Annotated in this window: 20 protein-coding genes and 1 pseudogene; 8 read left to right on the plus strand and 13 right to left on the minus strand. The window is 36.0% G+C overall.

Annotation, left to right across the window (positions count from 1 at the left end):
- Nucleotides 1-63: 63 nt before the first annotated feature.
- The 5 genes and pseudogenes from DZB84_RS25685 to DZB84_RS21285 form a co-directional block, all read right to left on the minus strand.
- Complete coding sequence (locus tag DZB84_RS25685) at nucleotides 64-1,011, minus strand: methyl-accepting chemotaxis protein (RefSeq protein WP_411266282.1); 948 nt, start codon at nucleotides 1,009-1,011, stop codon at nucleotides 64-66.
- A pseudogene (locus tag DZB84_RS25690) lies at nucleotides 1,003-2,064 on the minus strand (cache domain-containing protein); the annotation flags it as partial. The gene DZB84_RS25685 and the pseudogene DZB84_RS25690, both read right to left, overlap by 9 nt.
- 202 nt (nucleotides 2,065-2,266) lie before the next feature.
- Complete coding sequence (locus tag DZB84_RS21275; protein WP_116354311.1) at nucleotides 2,267-3,217, minus strand: DUF4145 domain-containing protein; 951 nt, start codon at nucleotides 3,215-3,217, stop codon at nucleotides 2,267-2,269.
- A gap of 120 nt (nucleotides 3,218-3,337) precedes the next feature.
- Nucleotides 3,338-4,027: a response regulator gene (locus DZB84_RS21280; protein ID WP_116354312.1), complete on the minus strand. Its 690-nt coding sequence runs from the start codon at nucleotides 4,025-4,027 to the stop codon at nucleotides 3,338-3,340.
- A 314-nt stretch (nucleotides 4,028-4,341) separates the two neighbouring features.
- Nucleotides 4,342-5,481, minus strand: a complete 1,140-nt coding sequence (locus DZB84_RS21285; protein WP_116354313.1) for a sensor histidine kinase — start codon at nucleotides 5,479-5,481, stop codon at nucleotides 4,342-4,344.
- 225 nt (nucleotides 5,482-5,706) lie between these two features.
- Here DZB84_RS21285 and DZB84_RS21290 point away from each other — a divergent pair, with 225 nt between their 5' ends.
- Both DZB84_RS21290 and DZB84_RS21295 read left to right on the plus strand, forming a co-directional pair.
- On the plus strand, nucleotides 5,707-6,342 hold the full coding sequence (locus DZB84_RS21290) for a YigZ family protein (protein WP_116354314.1): 636 nt from the start codon (nucleotides 5,707-5,709) through the stop codon (nucleotides 6,340-6,342).
- A gap of 21 nt (nucleotides 6,343-6,363) precedes the next feature.
- Complete coding sequence (locus DZB84_RS21295; protein WP_116354315.1) at nucleotides 6,364-7,404, plus strand: LCP family protein; 1,041 nt, start codon at nucleotides 6,364-6,366, stop codon at nucleotides 7,402-7,404.
- A gap of 113 nt (nucleotides 7,405-7,517) precedes the next feature.
- On the opposite strand, the gene DZB84_RS21300 is transcribed toward DZB84_RS21295, so the two are convergent.
- The 5 genes from DZB84_RS21300 to DZB84_RS21320 form a co-directional block, all read right to left on the minus strand.
- Nucleotides 7,518-8,576 (minus strand): glycosyltransferase family 4 protein, encoded by a 1,059-nt coding sequence (locus tag DZB84_RS21300; RefSeq protein WP_116354316.1) that lies wholly within the window; start codon nucleotides 8,574-8,576, stop codon nucleotides 7,518-7,520.
- A gap of 351 nt (nucleotides 8,577-8,927) precedes the next feature.
- Nucleotides 8,928-10,028, minus strand: coding sequence for a glycosyltransferase family 4 protein (locus DZB84_RS21305; RefSeq protein ID WP_116354317.1), 1,101 nt, complete (start codon nucleotides 10,026-10,028; stop codon nucleotides 8,928-8,930).
- A gap of 17 nt (nucleotides 10,029-10,045) precedes the next feature.
- Nucleotides 10,046-10,798 carry a WecB/TagA/CpsF family glycosyltransferase gene (locus DZB84_RS21310; protein ID WP_223254529.1) on the minus strand — a complete coding sequence of 251 codons (753 nt, stop codon included), beginning with the start codon at nucleotides 10,796-10,798 and terminating at the stop codon, nucleotides 10,046-10,048.
- Nucleotides 10,799-10,977: 179 nt separating this feature from the next.
- Nucleotides 10,978-13,065 carry a sulfatase-like hydrolase/transferase gene (locus tag DZB84_RS21315; RefSeq protein ID WP_189655336.1) on the minus strand — a complete coding sequence of 696 codons (2,088 nt, stop codon included), beginning with the start codon at nucleotides 13,063-13,065 and terminating at the stop codon, nucleotides 10,978-10,980.
- Between the two features lie 122 nt (nucleotides 13,066-13,187).
- Complete coding sequence (locus DZB84_RS21320; protein WP_116354319.1) at nucleotides 13,188-14,660, minus strand: O-antigen ligase family protein; 1,473 nt, start codon at nucleotides 14,658-14,660, stop codon at nucleotides 13,188-13,190.
- 250 nt (nucleotides 14,661-14,910) lie between these two features.
- On the opposite strand from DZB84_RS21320, the gene DZB84_RS21325 reads away from it, so the two are divergent.
- The 5 genes from DZB84_RS21325 to galE all read left to right on the plus strand — a co-directional run bounded on the left by DZB84_RS21325 (nucleotide 14,911) and on the right by galE (nucleotide 20,416).
- Nucleotides 14,911-15,651 carry a LicD family protein gene (locus DZB84_RS21325; protein ID WP_116354320.1) on the plus strand — a complete coding sequence of 247 codons (741 nt, stop codon included), beginning with the start codon at nucleotides 14,911-14,913 and terminating at the stop codon, nucleotides 15,649-15,651.
- Nucleotides 15,652-15,716: 65 nt separating this feature from the next.
- Complete coding sequence (locus DZB84_RS21330; RefSeq protein ID WP_116354321.1) at nucleotides 15,717-17,171, plus strand: oligosaccharide flippase family protein; 1,455 nt, start codon at nucleotides 15,717-15,719, stop codon at nucleotides 17,169-17,171.
- Nucleotides 17,172-17,209: 38 nt separating this feature from the next.
- Nucleotides 17,210-18,265, plus strand: coding sequence for a glycosyltransferase (locus DZB84_RS21335; RefSeq protein ID WP_116354322.1), 1,056 nt, complete (start codon nucleotides 17,210-17,212; stop codon nucleotides 18,263-18,265).
- Nucleotides 18,266-18,322: 57 nt separating this feature from the next.
- Entirely contained in the window at nucleotides 18,323-19,198 is an 876-nt protein-coding gene (gene galU / locus DZB84_RS21340; protein ID WP_116354323.1) for a UTP--glucose-1-phosphate uridylyltransferase GalU, read from the plus strand.
- A 210-nt stretch (nucleotides 19,199-19,408) separates the two neighbouring features.
- Nucleotides 19,409-20,416: a UDP-glucose 4-epimerase GalE gene (gene galE, locus DZB84_RS21345; RefSeq protein WP_116354324.1), complete on the plus strand. Its 1,008-nt coding sequence runs from the start codon at nucleotides 19,409-19,411 to the stop codon at nucleotides 20,414-20,416.
- A gap of 32 nt (nucleotides 20,417-20,448) precedes the next feature.
- On the opposite strand, the gene DZB84_RS21350 is transcribed toward galE, so the two are convergent.
- Genes DZB84_RS21350 through DZB84_RS21355 form a run of 3 tightly spaced genes read right to left on the minus strand, consistent with a single transcriptional unit; the run spans nucleotide 20,449 to nucleotide 23,304 of the window.
- Complete coding sequence (locus DZB84_RS21350) at nucleotides 20,449-20,868, minus strand: glycoside hydrolase family 3 N-terminal domain-containing protein (RefSeq protein WP_116354325.1); 420 nt, start codon at nucleotides 20,866-20,868, stop codon at nucleotides 20,449-20,451.
- Entirely contained in the window at nucleotides 20,868-21,038 is a 171-nt protein-coding gene (locus tag DZB84_RS25070; protein ID WP_189655337.1) for a hypothetical protein, read from the minus strand. The genes DZB84_RS21350 and DZB84_RS25070 overlap by 1 nt, the downstream gene beginning before the upstream one ends.
- Nucleotides 21,019-23,304: an O-antigen ligase family protein gene (locus DZB84_RS21355; RefSeq protein WP_116354326.1), complete on the minus strand. Its 2,286-nt coding sequence runs from the start codon at nucleotides 23,302-23,304 to the stop codon at nucleotides 21,019-21,021. The genes DZB84_RS25070 and DZB84_RS21355 overlap by 20 nt, the downstream gene beginning before the upstream one ends.
- Nucleotides 23,305-23,551: 247 nt before the next feature.
- Between DZB84_RS21355 and DZB84_RS21360 the strand changes: the two genes are divergently transcribed.
- Nucleotides 23,552-24,928 carry a D-alanyl-D-alanine carboxypeptidase family protein gene (locus DZB84_RS21360; RefSeq protein WP_116354327.1) on the plus strand — a complete coding sequence of 459 codons (1,377 nt, stop codon included), beginning with the start codon at nucleotides 23,552-23,554 and terminating at the stop codon, nucleotides 24,926-24,928.
- The last annotated feature ends 22 nt before the right edge of the window (nucleotides 24,929-24,950 follow it).

The raw sequence follows: 24,950 nt of genomic DNA on the forward strand, positions 1-24,950 counted from the left end.
CCCGCTGTATGGAAATCTACATTTATCTATTTAGAATACATTTACGTAAAGCCATGTTAATTATCACAACCTAAACTTCCTAACCGCATCTTGTAACTCTTCTGCCATAAAGGATAACGATGCAGCTGAAGACGCAATTTCTTGCATAGAAGCTAATTGTTCTTCTGTGGCTACTGATACCTCTTGGCCCTGTCCAGTTGTCTTTCTCGCAATCTCATCAATTTCACTTACTGCTTCAACTACTTGTTGCGCACCTTGTGTCATTTGTGCAATTGACGCTGAAACTTCTTGTATTTGTGAAGATACATCGTCTACAAATTGTTGAATTTGCTTAAAGGATGAACCAGCATTGTTAACCACTTTTATTCCCTTTTCGGTCTCTTCTGTTCCATGATTCATCGACTCTACCGCTTGTTTTGTATCTTCTTGGATCGTCGCGATCAGTTGGCGAATGCTTTCAGTCGATTTTGCTGACTGCTCAGCTAACTTCCTTACTTCATCTGCTACAACCGCAAAGCCTTTTCCATGCTCTCCCGCTCTTGCTGCTTCGATCGCTGCATTCAACGCTAAAAGATTCGTCTGACTCGCGATATCTGAAATCACATTTACAATCTGATTAATTTCTTCGGAGCGTTCTCCTAATGAATAAATGATTTTTCCTAAATCTGATACAGACGTATTAATATTTTGCATCTGTTGAATAGATTCCTTGATTGCTTGTTCACCATTCTCTACAATACCTAGCGCTTCAACTGAAGTACGGGAAACAGTTTGAGCATTCACTTCAATTTGTTGAATGCCAATATTCATTTCTGTTACGACCTCAGTCGTTTTTCTTACCATTTCCGTCTGCTGTTCAGTTCCGACCGCAACCTCTTGGATCGCATTTGCCACCTGTTCAGTCGCCTTGGTGTTTTGTTCTGAGCTTGCAGTTAATTGCTCAGAGGATGCAGCCAAGGTCTGTGATTTTTCTTCTACATGTGTTAATAGTTCCCTCAATGATTCCAACATTTTATTAAAGCTATTCCCTAATTGTCCGACCTCATCATTGTTTTTTACTTTTATAGATTGAGTAAGGTCTCCATTACTTACTTTGTCTGTAACCTCCACTAATGTATTCAGAGGTTTCGTAATGCTTCTAACAATTAAGATGGCAATGACAATTCCAATCACAATAAAAATAGCTACTACCCAAAATGTTGAAAGAAGAATTCCTTGAGTGGCTACATTAATCTCGTTTTGTTCCATTACACCTGCAATTTTCCACCCAGTAAGTTCATTCGTCACAAAGGCAGTTTCATATTCATTACCTTGAAATTCATCATGGAGAATTCCACTTTGTTTTTCAAATATTAATTTGCTGTAGGTTTCCCCTTGTGGAACAGAACCAATTTCTTGAACTGGATCGACTAAATATTTTCTCTCTGCAGTAAGAATAAACGCATAACCCTTCTCACCGATTTTCACACTCGATGTGGTTTTCTTTAGAGATTCTAAATTAATGTCTAAACCGATAACCCCTGAACCATCCTTTATCGTTTGCGCTACGGTCACTAAGATGCCACCGGTAGCCAAATCCTCATATGGCTCTGTAATAATCGCTTTTCCTGGGTTAGCAATGGCTTGTTTATACCAGTCCCTCTCTCTCGGATCAAAATCTTCTGGTAGATTTGCTTGAGGATACAAAAACATTTTTCCATCTTTGGTTCCTGAAAAGATCGTCACGATATCAGGATGAAGCAGCGAATATTGTGTAAATGTCTTAATTGTGTTTGATGTTTCTGATTCAGCAAAGGCCCCGGCATTTAGCTTGGATGCGAAATACTCAACATCATTATATTTTGAAGATAAGTTATCTGTAATATAACCATCTAGAAGATTTACACTTGCTGTTGAGCTTGCAAGTATCTGGCTTTTAATTTCCTTTTGTGCATTATTGTAAGACATAAAACCAATCATAAAACTTGGTAATAGGATGATTAAGATAAAGGTTATGTACAACCTCTTACCAATAGTAAAATTAAATAAACTCTTTCTTTTACGTTTTTCTTGGTTGTTTTTCATAGATGATTTCCTTTCTAATTTATAATTCAAGTAAACCAATAAAGAAAAGCACAACAAGCTATATCTCGTTGCGCACTATATGCTCCCTATTATTCTATCGGCATACTTATAGGGATGTTTAAGTTGAAAAGATTGACAATTACTTTACCATCCAAACCAACAAAAAAGCCAACCTCCTTCTGGAAGTTAGCCTAAGGTAATACTATTTAATTATATATTTAGATTCATATTCTTCTGCAATTCGTTGCAATAAAACCTCAAGTTCACCTTTCGTTTGGAATGTGAACGGATATCCATAATTGGACTTAAGTTGCCCGTCTTCATCTGGTCTAGGAAATTTTCTTAATGCAGTACTTCTAGTTGGCTTTATCTCCACCTCTCCAAATAACTTTGTTTGCTCCACCAACCAGGGATGGATGACAATAGTAGGCGTAACATTATCTAATAAATAAACATACCCAGTTTTAAAATTTTCGAATTGAAATTCTGCAGCCTTTTTTGAAAGGTTCCTATAAATAAAGTTTGCATTTTCAAAGGTTGATTGGAAACGTTCTAAAGGAACAATTCTGTTTTTAGCCCGGTTTTGGGTAGAAATCCTCTTCTCCTTAACAACAGGGTGCTGTTTCTTTTCTTCCTTCAACTGACTCAACTGTTCTTCTATTTCCGAAATCCTAGCCTGCGTTTCTTTTATGTACGCATCCATCCATTGTTTCATAACATCAAGATCTTGATTTTGTTTAGAAGGTAATTCATATCTAGGTGCACTGAAGGTATGGCTAACATAGACTTCTGAATACCATACACCTAAATCAAAAATGGCTCGATGTGCTTCCTTCGCCACTTCTTGGTCCATTTCTAACACTTTATGAGAGGCAATGTTACCATTTTTCCTTAAGAATTCTAGTTTTTTATAAATATCATCTTGAATCACATCATGTCGATATAATCGATTTATCTTTTCTACTAATTTCAGCGGATACACTTCACTCATATTTTCTTGCTCAAAAATCATATTAACCAATAGCTCTCCAAACAAGCGCGCCTGTGTCATCGCCGCTTGTGGTTGATCCCATAAAAGCGCCTCAACCCGTAATGCCAACTCCTCTAATTGGCTAGAAAAATCTCCAATAAAATGATATATACTATTCTTCATTCGATTATCACTTCCTAATTTCTAGTAGCTAAATTTTACTATAAACTTGGATGCATTCCCATAAAAACACAAAAAGCCAAGCCCCCATTAGAGAACTCAGCTTCCAATCAATCTATTAATTTATCTAACCTCTACCCAACCATTCTTAATAGCTACAACAACAGCCTGGGTACGATCGTTTACGTTCATTTTTTGCAAGATATTACTTACGTGGTTTTTAACCGTTTTTTCACTGATATATAGATCATCACCAATGCCGCGGTTGCTTCTTCCGTCCGTTAACAGTTGAAGAACTTCGCACTCTCTTCTTGTTAACAGATGTAGTGGACGACGAACTTCCGTTGCTAAATGTGAATGTGATGCTCCGGATTGTCCACTTGCGACGGCAAGGCGACGGAATTCCTTCACTAAATTATGTGTGACTCTTGGATGCAAGTATGATCCACCTTCTGCAACGACTTTTACCGCTTCGACTAGAGAATCCGCATCCATTTCTTTTAATAAATAACCAGTTGCTCCAGTTTTAAGGGCATGCGTCACATAGCTTTCATCATCGTGAATCGATAAAATAATAACCTTCGTATCAGGGTAAGTGTCAATTAATTGTTTAGTTGCTTCAATTCCGTTCAAGTTAGGCATGTTGATATCCATGATGACAACATCAGGCTTATGCTGCTCAATTAGCGCCACCGCCTGTTCCCCATCGTCACCCTCTGCTACCACTTGAAAGGTTGGTTCAAAATCTAGTATTCGTTTTACACCCTCGCGAAATAATTGGTGATCATCAATTATAACTATGCTTGTTTTCATGAATAACGCCTCCCCCTTTCATTTTGACAATCGAGGCAATTTCGGTCAATACTCCATAAGCAGTATTAACAGAACATGTTTGTAAGATTATTCTTATTTTTCCTATATAAATAAGTAGCATATAGTAGTTTAACCATTTCTTGTAACGTATCATCGAATAACCGAAATATTCTCACAGATAGAAAAGGGATAAATATTTAAATGCTCCTTAGCGTATTAAGCCCGATTCTTTTAAAGCACAATCAAAAAGTTTCCACTGAAAAATCGTGGCATTCTCCGAAGGCTTTAGCCTAATTTAGCCTGGGCTGATATAGTTAAACCTCAATCGGCACCTGAATCATCACAATTGTTCCTGCACCAACACTAGAATCAATCGTTAAATTTCCATCGAGTAAATCTACTCGTTCACGCATTCCAATTAACCCAAACGAGTCTTTTTTCTTCTCTCGAATATCAAAGCCTTTTCCATTGTCTTTTACGATAACTGTTACATGATTTCTACTTATCTCAAGCTTAACGACAATTTCTCGTGCTTCCGCATGCTTCAAGGCATTTTGGACGGCTTCTTGTACCATTCGGAATAAAGCCACCTCAAATTTTGACGGAATCCTTTTCTCCGAACCTATAAAACTAAATGAAATCGTAGTGTCGCCATTATATTCTTCGATGGTAGATAGGTACTTTTTGAGGGTCGGAACTAATCCAAGATCATCCAGTGCCATTGGACGCAGGTCATATATGATCCGACGCACTTCATACAACGCGGAACGAACCATTTTACGTAAATCATGAATTTCCTTTACACCCTGATCTGGACTCTCTCGGTAGACCTTATCAATAATTTGCGAGCGAAGCATCACATTCGCAAGCATCTGAGCTGGTCCATCATGGATTTCACGTGAAAGCTTACGACGTTCCTCTTCTTGCGCCTCAATAATCTTCAGACCAAACGCCTGCTTTTGCTTTGCGTCCTCGATCATTTCCCCAACCATCTTGAAATCACTATTTAAATAATTGAGAACAACGGAAATTTGACCAACAAGATGATCTGCACGTTCAATTGTCTCATTTAAACCAACTAATCGTCGTTCAAGCTCATCACGACGTTCACGCAGTTGCTTCTCCTCCTGCCGTATTACAGTTAACTGCATCTGCAAGTCGTGAGCCTTCTCATACGCATTCCGAATTTCTTCTTCTGAATACTTTTTAAAATGGCTGCTCACCTCAGAAAGCCGCTTTCTTGCAAAACGAGAGTGGTTTTCCAAACGGTCCACCTCATCGATAATCGTTCCAACACGTTCCTTGATATCCTTTAACTCATCCGTTAAGGTTACAAATTCATTGCGAGATTGCTCACCAATCCGGAAAATTTCTTCTTTGCTATGATCAACGGTGTGTACCATTTTTTCCAATATTGAATCAAGAACTTTAATATCAAGCCCTTTGGTGGCCATGTTTTCCACCTCCATCTAAATTATATACTGATTTGTTTTTCACAGCATTTCATATCATTTACATTTGTATTACATATTACCTATACCAAAAACAAACCATTGATGTAAAAATTATGTCGTTTTATAATAGAAGAATGGGCAAAAATTTTTATTGAAAAAGTCGGTCAGTGTCGAATTTAGTCGCACTAGCCTTTTCGTAAGAGCCCCGTTAGGAGGTATTACGTAATGCTTCATTCCTATTATACAGTAAAAGGGTATGGCGAGCATGAAATAAATATTCAAAAATCACGCTTTATCGCATATATTGACCGCGCTACAACCGAAGAGGAAGCGCAGGAATTCATTCAAAAAATAAAAAAGCAAAACTGGGACGCAACCCACAATTGTTCCGCATATCTCATCGGAGAAAACGATCAAATCCAAAAAGCAAACGATGACGGTGAACCGAGCGGAACTGCCGGAGTGCCAATTCTTGAAGTCTTAAAGAAAAAACACCTTAAAGACACGGTTGTTGTCATAACTAGGTACTTTGGAGGAATAAAATTAGGTGCAGGGGGACTTATCCGTGCTTACGGCAAATCAACCTCAGAAGGCCTTCATGCAACTGGTATTGTTGAACGTAAACTCATGAGAGTGATGCATACAAAAATTGATTATACCTGGCTTGGCAAAGTAGAGAACGAACTTCGCTCGTCTATTTACCAAATTAAAGAAATCAAGTATATTGATGTTGTAGAAATAGAAACCTATGTAGAAGAAAGCCAAACACCACAATTCACCGAATGGATGACCGAGCTAACAAATGGACAGGGTCAAATTTCATTCGGGGATACGACATATTTAGAAAAAGACGTATTTTAATTACATTTGAGGAGCAAAAAAATGGCAAATAATCGATATCACTTAAAGAAAAAGAAACGTAAAAAAAGAGTACTTTTGTATATTTTTATTCCGTTATTGATAATTGTAGCAGGTGTGGCTTTATATGGCGGTTACCTTGTAAACAAAGCCTCCAATGCGGTTGCTGATTCGAAGACTGAATTAAGCAGGGGAGAAAAGTCAGAAAAGCGTGTTGAACCTGTTGATCCGAAACATGATAACATTTCAATTCTATTCATGGGGATTGATGATAGTGAAACTCGTAATATGGGAACGGCAACACGTACCGATGCCTTAATCCTTGCAACACTTAATGAAAAAGATAAATCAGTTAAAATGGTAAGTATTCCACGTGACTCACTTGTTTATATTCCAGATAAAAAGAAAGAAGATAAAATAAACCATGCCCATTATTATGGGGACGAAGGTACAATAAAAACTGTTGAGGAATTATTCGATATACCCGTTGATTATTTTGTGAAAATGAACTTTGAAGCTTTTATTGATGTTGTTGAAGCACTTGATGGTATTGAAGTTGATGTTCCTGTTTCCTTCTCCGAACAAGACAGCAAGGACCGAGCAGATGCAATTCATTTAGAAAAAGGGTTCCAGCATTTAAATGGTGAACAAGCACTAGCCTTAGCACGAACAAGAAAAATTGATAGTGATATTGAACGTGGTAAAAGACAACAATTGGTCGTTAAGGCAATAATTGATAAAGCTATTTCAGTTGGATCAATCACAAAATATGGAAGTGTAATTGATGCTTTAGGAAATAACATTGCCACAAACCTTTCATTTGGAGAAATGCTTAGCTTGTATGATTACGCAGCGTCAGGACAACAGCTGCAAATCGAATCATTAGTATTAGAAGGCAGTGATTGGTGGTCAGACCATGGCTACTATTATAGGCTTGATAAAAACAAATTACAGCTTCTTTCGCAATCATTAAAGGAGCATTTAGAAATCACTGCAACTGGACAGCGTATTGATGATAGTTCAGATTCCATTAAAGAAGATGATTTAACGTTTAAAACAAATTAAAAAAAAGCAAGAATGTGCCATGCATTCTTGCTTTTTTTGTGTTATGGATCTACAAAAAAGGCTGACCGCTAAGTCATGAATAACGACTTTTGCAGACAGCCTTCTTACTTCTTTTATTTCATTCTTTGTTGGACCTTAATGATGCTGAACATATTAAGCAGTGGTCGATATTCTTTGCCGACTAAGCCAATTTTTTCTACAATCAGCTCGATTCCTATTAATAATACGATAATCACAACAAGCGAACCCCACACAGTTGCTTGTGAGAAAACCACAGCAGCTAGACCAAAGATTGCACTCATACCGTAAATCATTAACACTGTTTTACGATGGCTATAGCCTAAGCGTAATAAACAGTGGTGAAGATGTGACTTATCCGGAGCAGATAATGGCTGTTTGTTAACAATCCTGCGAATAATTGCAAAGAATGTATCGGAAATTGGAACTCCTAAAATAATAACCGGCACAATGAACGAAATTAAGGTAACGTTTTTGAATCCTAACAAAGATAGGACGGCAATCATATAACCTAAGAATAAAGCACCTGTATCACCCATGAAAATCTTAGCTGGGTGAAAATTATAAATTAAAAAGCCTAATGTACTAAATAACAATAGCACGCCAATACTTACAACAAACACGTCGCCCTTAATAATGGCCATTCCAGACAGTGTCATAAGTGCAATTGAAGATACACCCGCAGCCAACCCATCTAGACCATCAATTAAATTAATGGCATTCGTAATACCGACTATCCAGATAATAGTCAGTGGGATTGTCAAATATCCAAGCTCAAGCTGTCCTGCACCGAATGGCAAGTTAACCATTTCAAGATCTACACCGTTAAAAATAACAACAAATGCAGCTAATATCTGACCAAATAACTTCCACTTTGCAGATAGCTCAAACAAGTCATCTAATATCCCAGTTATAATAATAATAAAACTGCCTATCAAGATTGGCCATTTATATTCACTTTCGGGCTGTAAGATTAAAAATCCAATGACAAAACTAATAAATATTGCTAATCCTCCAAGTCGAGGCATTACCTTTTGATGTACTTTTCGTTGATTCGGTTGATCTGTCGCCCCAATTTTAATTGCAAGCTTGATAACAAATGGGGTTATGAGGATAGAAGCAATGAAACAGACCAACGAAATGATATATAGCATAGAATATTATCCTCCTCATCCTTACTTTAACCATTTTATCTCTTTTCTAAATATCTTTTGTAAAATTTATTCGATTTCATTGTAAAGATTTTGTCCATAAGGTAAACACTCAAAGTGGATTATATCACAATCTATCGAAATTGTATAACAAGATTTTTTTACATTACAATAATAATAGATTCCAAGAATATAGACGTATGAAGAACGGATTTGGTTACAAGAACTAAAAGTTTTTTTACATAAAATCCATTTAACAAATATTACTTACTCTTTACAAAGTCCATAATGAGGTCTTTTCCTGAATAAATTTAAAAAAATGCGAGAAATCCTTAGGATTTACCCGCAATTATTTTATAAGATTTTTTTGTAAGCATTGTAAACGCTTTGGCTAAAGTTTTCAATTGAGTACTTGGTTGATGCTTTTTCATATAGTTTTTCGGCAATTTCATGTAGCTGATTTGATTTTTGTAAAGACATATATTCCTTTAATGCCGAGACTAAGGCTTGGGCATCATTTGAAGGAATAACCCTGCCTAAGCTATAGTCTGATATTAAATCCTTCACCCCACCAACATCGGTTGAAATAACTGGGACATGCGCTCTAGCAGCTTCAAGAATAACCAATGGAAAGCTTTCGCTAAAGGATACAAGTATTTCGGCATCGGCATTCAGTAATAACCCATGAATATTTTCCTGATGGCCCAAAAACATGACTTCATTTTCTATCCCTAATTCTGCTGTTTTTTGTTCTAATTCCTGTCTGATTAGTCCATCCCCAACAAGCATTAGCCTCACATTTGGATGATCACGTTTTAGTTCTTTTACTGCTTCAAATGCAATCGTATGTCCTTTAACTGGATGTAATCGCGCGATCATGATGATGACAAAATCATTATTGGTGAGACCTAATTCTTCCCTTGTCACTCGTTCATACCTTGGTTCAGTAAAGCTTATTCCATTATAAATAGTCGTAATTGAATTTTCTTTGATTCCGAATTCAATGAGCATGTCCTTAAATCGGTTTGATATCGCAAAGAAGTGATCCATCCTTTTATATGAAAAGAAATTTAGCTTTGTAAAGACAGTCCCCTTGAAGCCGCCGTTTAAAAAGTCATCACGAGGATCACTATGGATGGTTGTCACCCATTTACAGCTCGTAAAGGGCTTTAACAGAACAGCATATAAATTAGCCCTGGGCCCATGTGTATGAACAATATCGATGTTGTTCAATTTTATATAATCGATGATTCTTTTTAAAATGGACAAGTCATATCGGGATGTTTGCTGAAATACTTCAACTTGGATCCCCTTTTCCCTGGCACGCTTTGACATTTCTCCTTCTTCGAACACACCTAATATAAATTCTTCGCGGTTTAATTGGTCTAGCAGGGAGAGAATATGTATCATTCCACCACCCGTTTCAGCTCCCGCATTTAAGTGAAGAACCTTCATAACAAAACTCCTTTACTTTACCCTTTTGTCTTTTGTCCGATTACCTTCATCACAAATACCGGTATCGACATCATTCGTTTCCAGCGCCATGGTTGTTTGATAAGACGATAGAGCCACTCCACATTTAATTTTTGCCATACCTCTGGGGCTCTTTTTACTGTACCCGCTAAAACATCAAAGCTGCCGCCTATACCCATGAATAGTCCTTTCTCAAAACGTTCTATATTTTGAGAAATCCATTGTTCTTGTTTCGGAACTCCTAATGCAACAAGCACGATATCTGGGCTAGCCTCTGCAATTTTGTCAGCAATTTCATTATTGCTCCAATCAAAGAAGCCGTGATGATATCCGCCGATTGTACAGCCGGGATAATGTTGATTAATATGCTCCACCGTCTTTTCTAATACATGCTCTTGGCTGCCTAGCAGGAAGATCTTCCATTTTTTTTCGTTTGCGACCTCTAATATCTTCACCATTAAATCAAATCCAGCAATTCTCTCAGGCAGTGGGTCGTTTAACATGGCTGCAGCCTTTACAACACCAATTCCGTCTGCAATGACATAGGAAGCTTTATCTAAAATGGTCTTATATTCTTCATCATTCAAGCTATACATGACGATTTCAGGATTTGCAGTCACAACAAATGTTTTTTGTTGAGATGTGATCCGGTCGGTTAATTCGCTTACTAATTGCTGCTCAGTTGTTTTTGTAAAATGTACACCTAATATATCAACATGTCGGTTATCCATATTATTCTCCTTAAATTCCATCGTTTCCCTATCTCCCTTGTTAATATATCATTTAAGTATGAAGGAGTTCAATTTATATAATAATATTGTCCACACATTTGAAAACATACTTCTCCTTAATATAAAAACGACTATCAAGATAGTCGGTTTTTACCAACTTTCGTGATAGCCGTTTGTAACAAATACATGAATTGCCTTATTTATTTCTTCTTCGTATATTCACTTTCAGCGATAACATGATCCTCATCATCAATAAGTTTTACTTCAATCGTTACTTCTTTATCTTTGCCAATCAGATCTTTAGGTATATCACATATAATTTCCGAAGAACTCTTGAAAACTGATTGTTGAGCTTTTCCGTTAACATATACTTTTGCGTTAGATACGAAACCTTTTCCTTTTAGAATATATGCCGGTTTTCCCTTGTTGTTTTTCCCTATAGAAATGTCTTTTATTTTCATCTTTTCGCTTCCTAGAAAATAACCTGGCGCCACTTCTACAGGATATTCCTCATAGGATTTTTGCTTTCCAAATAGGATATCTTGCTGCAATATTTGGTAGTCTACTAGCTCAGTCTCATTAACACCTTCATTCCCCCAAAATTGTTTTTGCGGAATGACCGTTAAACCACTATCGTATACATGACCAGATACTTTAAATATCGGTGACTTTTCTTTTTTTGCATGTTCAAGTATATAGGAACCTAAAAAGTTTGGAGTCATACGAAGGTCTTCCTTATCTTCAGGAGCAGAGAAATTATCCCAAACAATTAAAGGCGTTGTGTACATTTTTTTATAGTCCTCAAATGAATTAAAATCGGAAAAATATTCAGCCTCTCGATATACAGCATAATCATAACCAAGCATAGGCAGATGATCACCGTAAATAACCACCATAGTCGGTTCATCTAATTCGTTAATGCCATCTATTAATAGCTTAATGGAATCATCCAGTTCATTTAGTACTCTTAGATATAAATTCAAAATATACTCAGGAACTTCTGTTAAATTTCCCTCAGTTGTATACTCCAACTTCTCTTCATATCGAATGTCATCATATGGTCCATGACTTGCAACTGTAGCGACATTAAGGAAATCCGGGCCATCCGTTTTACTTATCTCACTTAAGCTTTGTCTCATCAGTTCTCGGTCATCAATATAAGGACCAACCATCTCAGGGTTATTAAAGAATTCCATACTGACATACTTTTCAAAGCCTAGATACTCATACGTTTTATTTCGGTCGTAGAACCAATTTTTAAATGTATGAACTGCAGTAGTATGATAGCCTTGATTTCTAAAATTGTGTGCTAAGGAATCAATAGGACGATTAATATAATGGTTATAGGTTTCTGCACCTTCTGGTAAAAATCGAGTAGATAATCCAGTCAAGGTTTCGAGCTCCGAATTAATCGTTCCTCCTCCAAAAATATGCGTTACCAATTCACCAGACGTATAATTCTCCATTAAACTGCGCGTATAAGGGATAGGGTCTTCTTCGAATTTTATATTTGTTAATAAAAGTGGATCCCATAATGCTTCGGCTAAAACCACAATAACGTTTGGTTTAAAGTCGGGGTCTACTTCGTAATTATCTACTTTATATTTATCAGAATGCAATACGTTTCTAATACTTTCAGTATCTAACTCTTCTGCGAGGCGATTTTGATTAAGAATCGTTAGAAATCCACCAATAAAGCCTAGTTTTTCATATTTTGTTTGTAACGTACCTTCTTCGCTTGCCCCACTGCTTAATATCGTTGGTTTATAAAAAAACAAGACTAAACCTAAGACCCCAACAATCGCAATAATTAGTCTCTTTTTTAAAGAAACGGTTATGCTTATCCGATTGAGTAGAATGTAAGACAGTATGCTCACTACAACGAAAACGATACCCGCAATCAGCCACTTTACCGAAATAAGGCCACCCATGTTTTCTGTTATACCTGCTGCTTCTTTTATTAAATAAAAATCATACGGAGAAAGGTAATCCCCTCTTAGTTGGTACTTTTTATAACTTATAAAAGCAATCAGAGCCCAGATGAATAATTGAATAATCATCGTCAGTAAAAAAACTCTTCTTGGTAATAAAAACAGGATCCCTGTTATGAACAATAAAAACAGATAAGTCACCAATACAGACACAGGGCTAGATAATACCCAAGATGTGAAAGCAGTTGGTGAGCCCCTATGAATTGTCTCCAAAATGAACAATGTGAAGAAAGGAATAAATAGTAATATTAAATAATAAATGAGTTTGGATATTGGTTTGTTTTCCCCAAGTAACATAACAAAACTCCTTTCGAATAACATAAATACGTTATCATATCTTAATTCGTAATTCTATGGTTATATTTGTCTCCAAAAAAATAAGCCCTGACCATGTATATGCAGGGCTTATGAACTAATTATTATATTTTTTCTGCTTTTATACGAGGGTAAATTATCCCAAGCAATAAGAAATAATACATCATAAAGGTATCAATTTCTAATATATTATACACCAATCCTCCTACTATCATTGTGATGAAGAAAAATAAAGCTAGGATTGAGTATTCAATTTCTTTTCTCTTAAAGATCATTATTGTAATGAACAACAGGCTAAAGACAAATACTGAAAGAATTAGAACCCCTATTATACCCGTTTCAGCAAGAGTTAAAATATACTGATTATCTGAGTAAAAATCTGTTTGGATACCATAATTTTTATAGATAGGTGACGAGTATGCAAGTGTCGCCGCACCACCAAAAGTACCAAATCCAGCACCAATGATAGGATAATCTTTAAAAACTTCTATTGCTTTTGTCACATAGTAAATACGTCCATCTTGACTACTTAGTTCAACTGTATCCTCGGAAAAAGCTTCTTTAAAACGGTTGGCACCCTCTGATTTTTTGCCGCCACTAAAGCCAGTTTGCCCCTTATTAGTTGAACCATTTTGAGCATTATCTTCATTTTGTTCCACTGAAGTAACATAATCCTCATACAAACCAGCTGCGCTTGTCACACCGAAAAACAAAAGACATGATGCACCTGCAATTAGTAATAGCTTTTTAAATCCTTTAAGAGTTCGGAACAGAACAAGATAGATCAGCACAAATGTTATTAAAGCTAAAGAAGCTCCTCTTGAATAAGTTAATACAAATGTTGCTCCTATAATCGATAGACCAATGTATATCAGCCAAATTTTGTTTCCTTTAATCACTTTAAGTAGATAGAGCGATATTAAGAATGAAACAATTAAGTAAAGTGCCAATTCATTTGGACCTTTTAATAACCCATAAACCCTTACTTGGTTTGTCGGCGCCAGCCCCCAATTTTGCCATTCAAGAGGCATCAACCATGTTTTATCAGATATTTTTTCGATAAAACCGTGTAAAGAAATAATTACTGCAGTGATAAAAGTTATAATTGATATTTTATTTAAAGTTTCTTGAGAAATCATCATTCTTTTCACGACGTAGTAAACAAAATACAATAAGATATAAGCTCTAATTTGAAAGATGATTGAAACTATGCTAACTCCAGTGATAAGTCCCGAAATTGTACCGATAGCTAGATAGATAAATAAAGCTATTTCAAACAGATCAAATTTTAATAATGATTTTATATTCGTTCTATTTTCATAAATAGTTCTTATTAATAAAGAAAAGATAATTAAATCACTAATGATTTTAAGACCAGGATTTACTGAAGTAAGAAACGGTCTCACTGGAACATATAATAGAAGCATATATAGTCCTAATTCTTTTTTGTATAATGCAATTAGTGACAGGATTACAACAACAAAAATACCAACGTATTTATTACCAATTATCAATGATAAAGCTACCAAAATTAAAGTAAAAGCGAGTAATAATATATCCTTAGTTGAAAATTTCATATCTTTTACCTCGAATCTGTATTTGTGAAATAAGAATTTTTATTTTATAGTAATTTAATTGTTATTTTTCGACAGACAACACTTAGGAATTATAACGTTTCTTTTTGTATAAATCAATGAAGAATAGTATGAAAAATCCGATTAAAAGACAAATCTCTACAATTTTTTAAATAAGCAATGTCGAAATTGAAAGTAAAGTGTCTGTTTGGTATAATATTGACTATTAATTTAGAATGAAGGGGAACGTCAAATGAAACCGTTCGTAAATTCAACACTTAAATATGTTAGAACACTAAAGATATACGATGCAATTAAAACAAATAAAGTTTTAAGATTAATTAAGGATCGTTATGATCAGAAAGAGTTTAGTAAGGCTCAAGCAAATGTTCATGTCTATGGACTTCAGACGCTGACTTTAATGAGAGAAGCTTTTGAAGAAATCGGACATGAGTTTTGGTTAGATTACGGTACCTTGTTAGGTGCTGTTCGTGAAAAAGACTTTATTGGACATGATAAAGACCTTGATATTGGAACATTTGAATTTCCTGATGATAAAAAGAAGGAATTAGAAAAAATTCTGCTAAAAAAAGGGTTTACGAAGCACAAACAGTATGAATTGAATGGTAAAATTATTGAAGAAGCATATAATTATAAGGGTGCTCACATCGACATATTTTATTACCACCATGGCGATGAGGGGAAAATATGGTGTTATTTCTGTGATATAGGCACCAACATGAGTTTTGAAAATCATGAAAATTATCAACTTACTGTTGGTTATATTAACCATAAAGTAACAAACCGATTTGATGGTCTAACCACGTATTTATTTAAAGGTGAAGAATTCCATATTCCCAAAAATTATGTTGAGTATTTAATCGATAATTATGGAGAAACCTACATGGTAGTGGATAAGAGTTGGGTTACAGGAAGTTCACCTAAAAACATTCAACTTTTAGACGATGTGATTTCCGTGAAAGAGTTTATTTAATGATTACAAACACCTCTTTTAGAGGTGATTTTTGTTTACAAATAATTATAAAAGGGATTTAGCGAATGAAAAAATCAATCTTAAAAAATGCACTATATAAAATCACGTTAAATTTCTTTAATCTAGTTATCCCGCTATTAATTGGTCCATATGTATTCCGTGTACTTGGTTCTGAATCAATTGGAAGAGTAAAATATGCGGAGTCCATTTTCAATTATTTTTTCATCTTTGCTTCATTCGGGGTATATCAATATGGTTTAAGGGAAATTAGTAGAATCAAGCATGACAAACAGAAGGTTACTAAGGTATTCACGAGTTTATTTACTATTAGTTTGCTTACCAACCTTATTGTTTTTGCGATTTTTGTCTTAGTATCTTTTATGGGTTTTGGTCAAGATGTTATCTTCCCTGTCCTCCTTATCTTTGGGATTAACTTCGTCCTAAATGTTTTTTACGTAGAGTGGATGAATGAAGCCTTCGAAAGCTATGACTTTATTACAATTAAAACAATCGCTGTTAAACTTATATATGTCATACTTTTGATCTCATTTATTAAAAACTCAGATGATTATATGTGGTTTGCGGTATTACTTGTTATTTCGACTTTTCTAAATAACATCATTAGTTTTGTGTACGTTAAAAAGAAAATTGCATTTAATTTCAAAGAAATTGAAATACTGCCTCATATTAAGCCTATGTTTTTAGTCGTTATCTTTATGAACGGGAATATTTTATATACCCAGCTTGATATATTTATGCTTGGACGTTTTGTATCAGAAGCCTCGGTTTCTTTCTATATTATGTCCCAGCAAATGATGATGATTATTAGCACACTGCTATTAAGTATAGTCCAGGTTACAATTCCTCGTCTGTCACATATGCTGGGCAGTGAGGATGAAGAATCGTATCTACTACTCATTCATAGGGTTGCCAGGGTTTACTTCTTGGTATTATTCCCTGCCGCAGTAGGGTTATTTATTATATCCGATATCGGTGTAGTGGTTTACGGTGGGAAAGAATTTGCCGCCGCAGGACCTGTTTTATCTATTTTTTCCTTTTATATGGTCCTACTAGGGATTGATTCCATTTTCTCCAATCAAGTTATTTACATAAAGAAAAAAGAAAACATACTTGTACGATTTATTTTCATTAGTGGTCTATTGAATTTAATATTGAATATTGGCTGCGTTTATTTCGGTATCTTTAGTCCGGAAACAGCTATTTTAACCACAGCCATTTCCACCTTCGTATTGGTTATAATGGAATATATTTATATAAGAAAGAAACTTCGAGTTCCTTTTCGAATCCTGTCTTTTCAAAACCTAAAATACTTATTGTTTTCTTTATCGTTCTTCCCTGTGTCAATGATCATCAAACACTTTGTTTCAGGGATTTTTACTCAGTTTGTACTCTTAATTACCGTTAATGTAGGACTATATGTACTATTACTATTAATTAGTAAAGATGATCTGCTTCAGGATATGATAAGTAGGGTTTTGAATAAGCTAAGGAAAAGATAAGTTGTTTTTAAATATTTTATATATCGGAGAGATTCATTTTGAATAAAATCATGTATATGCTTAATTATGTAGGAAATGGTGGTACAGAAAATTATGTGTTTCACTTAATGAATGCAATTGGACCAGAAAATTGTGTTTTAGTATATTCTGAAGATGGTCCAGGGATTGATAGATTTAAATCATTAAACATTAAAATGTATCAAGTTCATATGAATCATCCTTTTGATATAAAAGCTGCAAAAGCGATCAAAACAATTATTCGTAATGAGAAGATTGATATCGTCCATGCACAGTTTCTAAGGGAAAATTATATAGCAATCTTAGCTAAATTGATTGGAGCCCGAATAAAGGTTATTTGGACATACCATGTAGATGTTCCTATGAACTCAACCTTACAGTTATTAAACAGAATGATGACAAGCTATAACAAAGCAGTCATTACAGTTTCAAAGTTCATGGAAAATCAAATTACGAATAAAGGTGTATCCAAAAAAGTAGTAAAGCTTATATATAACGGGATTCAACAGCCGTCTATTCAAAGAAATGATACGACCTCTAAGATTCCCGTTCTTTCCGTCATTGGTAGGTTTACGGAAGAGAAAGGACATGCGTTCCTGTTAGAAAGTTTAGCTTATATTCAAAGAGAGCATCCGGAACTAGAATGGCAATGTAATCTTTTCGGAGAAGGACCTTTGATGGAAGAACTAAAGAATTCCAGCCGTGAATTGGGAATGGATGAAAGAGTTCACTTTAAAGGACATGTGTCTAACAAAGATGAAATGTATGTAAATACCGATATTGTCGTCCTTCCATCGAACAATGATGCTCTTCCGTATGTTGGGATAGAGGCGATTGCCTATGGCATTCCTGTTATCGGGACAAATGTGGGTGGGATCCCTGAGATTGTTGTAGATGGCGAAACAGGGTATATTGTGAATTATGGTGATACGAAGCAGCTTGCAGAAAAAATTGTCTTTCTAATTCAAAATCATGATATTTACAAAATGTTTTCAGAGAATGGAAAACGACATTTTAACAAACTATTTACTGAAACGAACATGATTGATAAAACCATTCATGTTTATAATTCTTAAAATCTCGAAACAACATGATTCTTGCTTTTTGTTTGTTAAATGAAAAGGAGCATTCAAATGAAGAAAATTCGAAAAGCTATTATTCCCGCTGCAGGTTTAGGAACACGCTTTTTACCTGCAACTAAAGCAATGCCGAAAGAAATGCTTCCAATTGTTGATAAGCCAACGATTCAGTATATCGTAGAAGAAGCAATTCAATCTGGAATTGAGGATATTATTATTGTCACTGGGAAAGGAAAAAGATCCATTGAGGATCATTTCGACCATGCATTTGAACTTGAACAGAGCTTAATCGAAAAAGAGAAATTTGACTTACTTGAAAAGGTACAGGCATCCACAAATATGGTTGATATTCATTATATACGTCAAAAGGAGCCAAAAGGATTAGGACATGCCATCTGGTGTGCACGTAATTTTATCGGGGATGAACCATTTGCTGTATTGCTCGGCGATGATATTGTACAGGCCGAAACCCCATGTCTTCGCCAATTAATGGATCAATACGAAAAAACATTATCATCTGTAATTGGGATTCAACAAGTACCTGAAAATCAAACCCATCGCTATGGAATTATTGAACCATCAACAAATCGGGACCGACTCTATCAAGTCAATCAATTCGTTGAAAAACCAAAACAAGGTACAGCACCTTCCAACCTAGCGATTATTGGCAGATATATTTTAACACCTCAAATTTTCATGTATTTGGAGGACCAAGAAGTCGGTGCGGGTGGAGAAATTCAATTAACAGACGCCATTCAAAGGCTTAATGAAATCCAGCGAGTATTTGCCTACCAATTTGAAGGAACACGCTATGATGTCGGGGAAAAACTCGGATTTATCGAAACAACCATCGAATTCGCACTACAAAACGAAGAAATCCGCCCGGATCTCCTTCGCTACCTAACCGAACTAGTCAACAAGCACATATAAACGGAACAATGGGCTGTCCTCCGGTGGGACAAGGGGACAGGTTCACTGTCCCCCCTAAATCCTTCCTACAACCTCACCAATATTTCAGATTTTTCTCCCTCAATGTAGACGATTCCTGTCATTTCACCATTTTTCAAAATATGATAAACTAGTGGATATAAAAAGATTGTGTAAGGGAAATATATAAAGGCACAATAAGGGGGTACCATCATGGCTGTATTAATAACTGGTGGAGCCGGCTATATCGGCAGTCACACTTGTGTGGAGCTATTACATGCTGGTTATGAGATTGTTGTAGTAGATAATCTATCAAATAGCAAAATAGATTCCTTAACGCGAGTAAAAGAAATTACCGGCAAGGACTTTCCATTTTATCAAATAGATTTATTAGATAAAGGCTGTTTGGAATCTGTATTTTCCGATCATAAAATTGAAGCTGTTATCCATTTCGCTGGCTTGAAGGCGGTTGGAGAATCAGTAGAAATTCCATTACATTATTACCGTAATAATTTGTCGGGGACTTTGGTGTTATGTGAGGTAATGAAAGCATTTGGAGTCAAGAGGATGGTCTTCAGTTCCTCGGCAACTGTATATGGAATGCCAGACCGGGTACCCATTTCAGAAGATTTCCCATTAAGTGCGACTAATCCTTATGGACGCACGAAGTTAATGATTGAAGAGATCCTCCGTGATTTGTATGTTTCAGATCAAGAGTGGAGTGTTTCATTATTACGTTACTTCAACCCAATTGGTGCCCATCATAGTGGACGAATCGGGGAAGATCCAAATGGGCTACCTAATAACTTAATGCCTTATATTACACAGGTTGCAATTGGTAAACTTAAGGAACTACGTGTATTTGGTAACGACTATCCGACTGTTGATGGGACGGGTGTAAGGGATTATATTCATGTCGTAGACCTAGCGAAAGGACACTTGAAAGCACTTGAGAAAATCATGTCTACTACAGGAGTAGAAGCCTATAACCTTGGAACCGGTAGCGGCTACAGTGTACTCGAAATGGTAGCTGCCTTTCAAAAAGCGGCTGGAAAGACAATTCCATACAAAATTGTGGATCGCAGACCTGGTGATATTGCTGTTTGCTATGCAGATCCAACAAAAGCAAAAGAAGAGCTTGGCTGGGTTGCAGAAAAAGGAATTGAAGAAATGTGCCAAGACTCCTGGAAATGGCAGTCAGAAAATCCGGAAGGGTATTAATGGGACACGGGGACAGGTTCCCTGTCCCACCCCTAAAAATACTTCCTTACAACCTCATCAATTTTTTGATTGATTTCCTCTAATGTCGAAGATTGGTTTTGTTTTTCATCAAGCTTGTATTTTTTCTTAAGTGCTAAGATTCGATACACACTCTCATTAATCCGCTCCTCAGAAATCACTCCATCCGCAACAGCCTTTCCCAATGCTTCAATCGCTTCTTTTGCCTTTGGCTGATGATGGGCAATTAAGAGAATATCACTTCCAGCAAATACAGATTTCACCGCTGCCTGTCCTACCGTATTATGTTTTGCAATTGCTCCCATTGTTAAATCATCTGTAATGACGACTCCTTCAAAACCCAATTCTTTACGCAAAAGCTCCGTAATCACGGCTTTTGACATCGTTGCCGGGTTCGACGCATAGAGCTTTGGCAATAAAATATGGGCTGTCATCACGACATCAGCATTGGGCCCATTTTTTCCTCAAGGCTAAGATGATTTATTTGCTCAACGATGTGCCGATCCAATCCATCCTTATATTCCATTTCATATTGAGAATCTTGGCTACATCCGGATAAGAAAAAAAACAGAAGCAAAGATAAACTAATGATTGTTCGATTCATATTGTTCTCCAATCGTCCCATAATCTGTCTTAATAGTTTCAACCAGTTCGAAAAGGTTCTCATAATCATCCTTCGATTCGTTGTACAAGTCAAGAGAGTCTTGGTATGAGCCTATTTTTTCAAGTGCCACAATGTTCAACGCTGTAAACTTCCCTTCTGGATCATGATCAATGAGTCTATATAACTCAACGACTCGGTTGTAATCGTCTAAAAGAAAATAAGCTAAAGCAGCATAATAGTGAGATTCAAACCTAACTGAAAAATCTCTTCCATTAAAAGCAGCATGGTTATCAAGGGGCAGACTCATAAATTTCTGATATAATCTTGTGTTTCGTTCATAATCACGAATGGCCGATTTTAAATAATCTTGAGAATCCTTATGTTCAAGAGCAAATAAGACCTTCACTTTAATTGTTGTTACATATAACGAAGAATTGAAATGGTCTAGCTCTAAGGCTTTTGAATAATATCGAATTGCGGAAACAGGGTCCTCTACTTCTTCTGATAAAAAACCAGCTTTCAGATAGCTATCTGGATTATTGGGCTCTAAAGCTAGAATATGAGCGATAATCGCCTTGATTCCTTCTCTGTTTTCCCTATCATTTATTAAAAGGACATCACTTAAATCCTTCCAATACTCTACTTGAGTTGGATGAAGGGCAATTGCCTTCTCTAAAGTTTGTTGCTTTTCATTTGGATCCTTTAACTGCGCTGACACTCGACTCAACCGATCTGCTTCCATAAACCGATAGGAAAAAACGGCACAGCACAAAACCAATATTGAAAAGATACTATAAATAAGTAGCAGTGCTTGATTTTGTTTTGGTCGAATTTGTTTCGTTTTTTCTTTCTTTTTGCCATGAAGCGTATGGGTATTCATTGTAATCCCGATTGCAAATAACCAAAATACAAGAAACCAAATTGTTCCATATGAAAAGTTAAAATCAAGAAAGCTATGGATAAAAATCACAAGTGTTGCTAAAATAACAGCCACACGTGGCTCTCTTCCCGTTTCCTCTTGATATCCCTTTATAACCTGACTATACAAATAAAAAATCACAAATAAGAGAATCAATAAACCTACCCATCCCGTATCTACGAGCCATTCTGCATACCCATTATGGATTTTATTGGATTGGTAAGGAAGCTGTTGGTATTTCTTATATAAAACTCGGAAGGCCTCTCCCCCTAAGCCAAGGATTGGCGAGCCTTTACTCATCTCTAAAGCATCTTCATTAAAAATGAGCCTTTCCTTTGCCGTTCCGCTATAAATATCAATACTCTCAATTCGCTCCTGCAAACTAGCCGGCAATTGCTTAAAAACAAGCCCCTGATTCGCAAAATCCAAAATTGTTAAAAGACCTATCACAATTATCGTAATCGGAATCAACAATTGATAAAGCTTTCGTTTTTGAAGAAACTCTAATTTTTCTTTCCATTTATTAAGCAGCTTATCTAAGACAAGATATAGTGCAACCGAACCAATAATCGCTCCTAGAATGAGAGCCGTTTTTGAATAGGTACCGTTCATATTCTCTAATCCAACAAATGTGAACAAAGCCCCCCCGACAGTGACCATTGAGTATAGAAGGTATTTCACCTGTTTTTTTGAAGCTACCATTAAAATCCCTACCAGCCAAACAATTGGAAAGACAATCATCATTCCTCGAGAATAAGAAAGAAAGAAACCTAATAAATACACGACTAAAGGTGCCGAGTAGAGTATTTTTTCTTTACTGGACTGATGATCTCGTAAACTCATTATCAACGAAAAGAAAAAGAAAACGATCATCACCATTCCAAAGGTATTCGGATACTTAAAAATACTTCCTAATCTTCCCGCTATAAACCCATTATGAAGTTGAATGAAATCTAAACAAAGTAACATTGAATAGATAACAATCCAAACCCCAGTTGTTTGAAATACAATAGGTAGCCACTTTCGAATCTTGGGTGTCAACGAGCACCAATATACTAAAATAAAAAAAGTACTAAAGGTAAACCATTGAATAATCGAATCCCATGCCCCTAAAGGATTTTCGGCCATTGGAAGTGAAAGGATATAACAAACTGGCAATAAGAGCACAACCGTAACCTGTTTTAATTGATTAATCTCCCTCTTAAATAGGAGCGTCATCACGACAATTAGAAAAAGCGTAAATAGTAACAGTCCCAAGCTATAAAAACTAGAATTTGAATAAAGTCCTGTAAAATACGGTGACACCAAGAACACAATCGAAACGAACACAAAAACAAACCACTTCATATATATCCTCCAAAACGGTGCCCGGCACCACCTGAATTTTTATCTTCGACAAACACTTTATATTTCCCGATCATTGTCGATACCGCTATAAGTATACTAGAAATTCTTATCCGTAAAAAGTATATGAATAGACCTTTTACCTATAATTTTTGAAGTAGTTTTCCAATTTATCTATCAAAAGCATTAAATCACTCAAGTTATTCTGCTATAATAATATTATTCTATTATTTTAATAAGGAGTTATTCTATGAAAAAACTGATTGCATTTCTATTACTCATATTTATTATCCCTCTCATAGCTTTTTCAAATAGTGAAGAAATCCTACATAGGGAAGAAGTTACTGATGAGGAAGAAACCCCAGCTCAATTACCCGAGCTGAAGCTTGGCTGGGAGCAAGTAGACAATTCCTGGTTCTATTACGATGAACATAATCAAAAAGTGGTTGGCTGGGAGCTCATTGATGGGAAATGGTATTATTTTAATAAAGAATCTGGTGCCAGAGAAAGCGGCTGGATTCTTGATAATTATAATTGGTACTTCCTTGATCAAGATGGAATTATGCAGACAGACTGGGTCTTAGATAAAAACAAATGGTACTTCCTTAATAAAAGTGGCGCAATGCGAACTGGCTGGGTATTCAACCAAAATAAATGGTATTTCTTAACCGGTTCAGGTGCTATGAAAACGGGTTGGGTATACGATAGCAACTGGTACTTCTTATCCGAAAGTGGCGCAATGAAAACCGGTTGGGTATACAACCAAAACAAATGGTACTTCCTTGACCATACCGGTAGGATGAAAACGGGCTGGGTATTTGACCAGAATAAATGGTACCATCTTAATGATTATGGTGTTATGAATACGGGATGGTTGTATAAAAATCGCAATTGGTACTTATTAGGGCAAAATGGTGCAATGAAAACAGGTTGGCAATTATCCAGCAATAAGTGGTATTATCTCAAGTCTTCTGGTGAAATGATGACTGGATGGTATCAAGTAAATTCTAAATGGTATTATTCCTTCTCAAGTGGAATATTGGCAACAAGCACAATGATTAATGGGTCGTATGTGAATAAAGATGGTGCATGGATTGAGCCGACAACTGGCTATCACTATAAGAACGGCATCCTCGTTGTGAATAAGGTTCATTCATTACCTTCCACTTATAACCCTGGAGAGAATGCAGAGGCTCGTAGTGCATTTGAAGCAATGAAAGCTGATGCAAAAAAGCAAGGACTAACATTGAGTGCATTTAGCACCTATCGTTCGTATAGCTATCAATCTACTTTATATAACCGATATGTGTCCAATTACGGCCAAACAGCAGCAGATACATTCTCTGCAAAACCTGGAAAAAGCGAACATCAAACCGGATTAGCATTTGATATTGGCGGGAGCAATTCTTCACTATGGGCTGAGGACGAATTTGCCTATACGTCAGAGGGAAAATGGTTAGCAGGCAATGCACAGTATTATGGTTTTATCCTTCGATATCCTCAAGGGAAGGAACATATTACTGGATACAAATATGAACCATGGCATTTCCGCTACGTCGGAGTTAACTTAGCAAAAAGTATTACTCAAAGTGGACTTACTTTAGAAGAATATATAGGTGAATACTAAAAGATAACAAAAAGTGAGCTGA

Origin of the sequence: Bacillus sp. HNG, from assembly GCF_003400205.1 — a bacterium.
GTDB lineage: Bacteria > Bacillota > Bacilli > Bacillales > Bacillaceae_L > Ferdinandcohnia.

Bases quoted from the DNA above. Each gene is read 5' to 3' on its own strand.
- DZB84_RS21280 (WP_116354312.1), bottom strand. From the start codon at position 4,027: ATGAAAACAAGCATAGTTATAATTGATGATCACCAATTATTTCGCGAG.
- galU (WP_116354323.1), top strand. From the start codon at position 18,323: ATGAAGAAAATTCGAAAAGCTATTATTCCCGCTGCAGGTTTAGGAACA.
- DZB84_RS21285 (WP_116354313.1), bottom strand. From the start codon at position 5,481: ATGGCCACCAAAGGGCTTGATATTAAAGTTCTTGATTCAATATTGGAA.
- galE (WP_116354324.1), top strand. From the start codon at position 19,409: ATGGCTGTATTAATAACTGGTGGAGCCGGCTATATCGGCAGTCACACT.
- DZB84_RS21315 (WP_189655336.1), bottom strand. From the start codon at position 13,065: ATGTTACTTGGGGAAAACAAACCAATATCCAAACTCATTTATTATTTA.
- DZB84_RS21360 (WP_116354327.1), top strand. From the start codon at position 23,552: ATGAAAAAACTGATTGCATTTCTATTACTCATATTTATTATCCCTCTC.
- DZB84_RS25685 (WP_411266282.1), bottom strand. From the start codon at position 1,011: ATGTTGGAATCATTGAGGGAACTATTAACACATGTAGAAGAAAAATCA.
- DZB84_RS25070 (WP_189655337.1), bottom strand. From the start codon at position 21,038: ATGAATCGAACAATCATTAGTTTATCTTTGCTTCTGTTTTTTTTCTTA.
- DZB84_RS21330 (WP_116354321.1), top strand. From the start codon at position 15,717: ATGAAAAAATCAATCTTAAAAAATGCACTATATAAAATCACGTTAAAT.
- DZB84_RS21320 (WP_116354319.1), bottom strand. From the start codon at position 14,660: ATGAAATTTTCAACTAAGGATATATTATTACTCGCTTTTACTTTAATT.
- DZB84_RS21350 (WP_116354325.1), bottom strand. From the start codon at position 20,868: ATGACAGCCCATATTTTATTGCCAAAGCTCTATGCGTCGAACCCGGCA.
- DZB84_RS21295 (WP_116354315.1), top strand. From the start codon at position 6,364: ATGGCAAATAATCGATATCACTTAAAGAAAAAGAAACGTAAAAAAAGA.
- DZB84_RS21275 (WP_116354311.1), bottom strand. From the start codon at position 3,217: ATGAAGAATAGTATATATCATTTTATTGGAGATTTTTCTAGCCAATTA.
- DZB84_RS21355 (WP_116354326.1), bottom strand. From the start codon at position 23,304: ATGAAGTGGTTTGTTTTTGTGTTCGTTTCGATTGTGTTCTTGGTGTCA.
- DZB84_RS21300 (WP_116354316.1), bottom strand. From the start codon at position 8,576: ATGCTATATATCATTTCGTTGGTCTGTTTCATTGCTTCTATCCTCATA.
- DZB84_RS21325 (WP_116354320.1), top strand. From the start codon at position 14,911: ATGAAACCGTTCGTAAATTCAACACTTAAATATGTTAGAACACTAAAG.
- DZB84_RS21290 (WP_116354314.1), top strand. From the start codon at position 5,707: ATGCTTCATTCCTATTATACAGTAAAAGGGTATGGCGAGCATGAAATA.
- DZB84_RS21310 (WP_223254529.1), bottom strand. From the start codon at position 10,798: ATGGAATTTAAGGAGAATAATATGGATAACCGACATGTTGATATATTA.
- DZB84_RS21305 (WP_116354317.1), bottom strand. From the start codon at position 10,028: ATGAAGGTTCTTCACTTAAATGCGGGAGCTGAAACGGGTGGTGGAATG.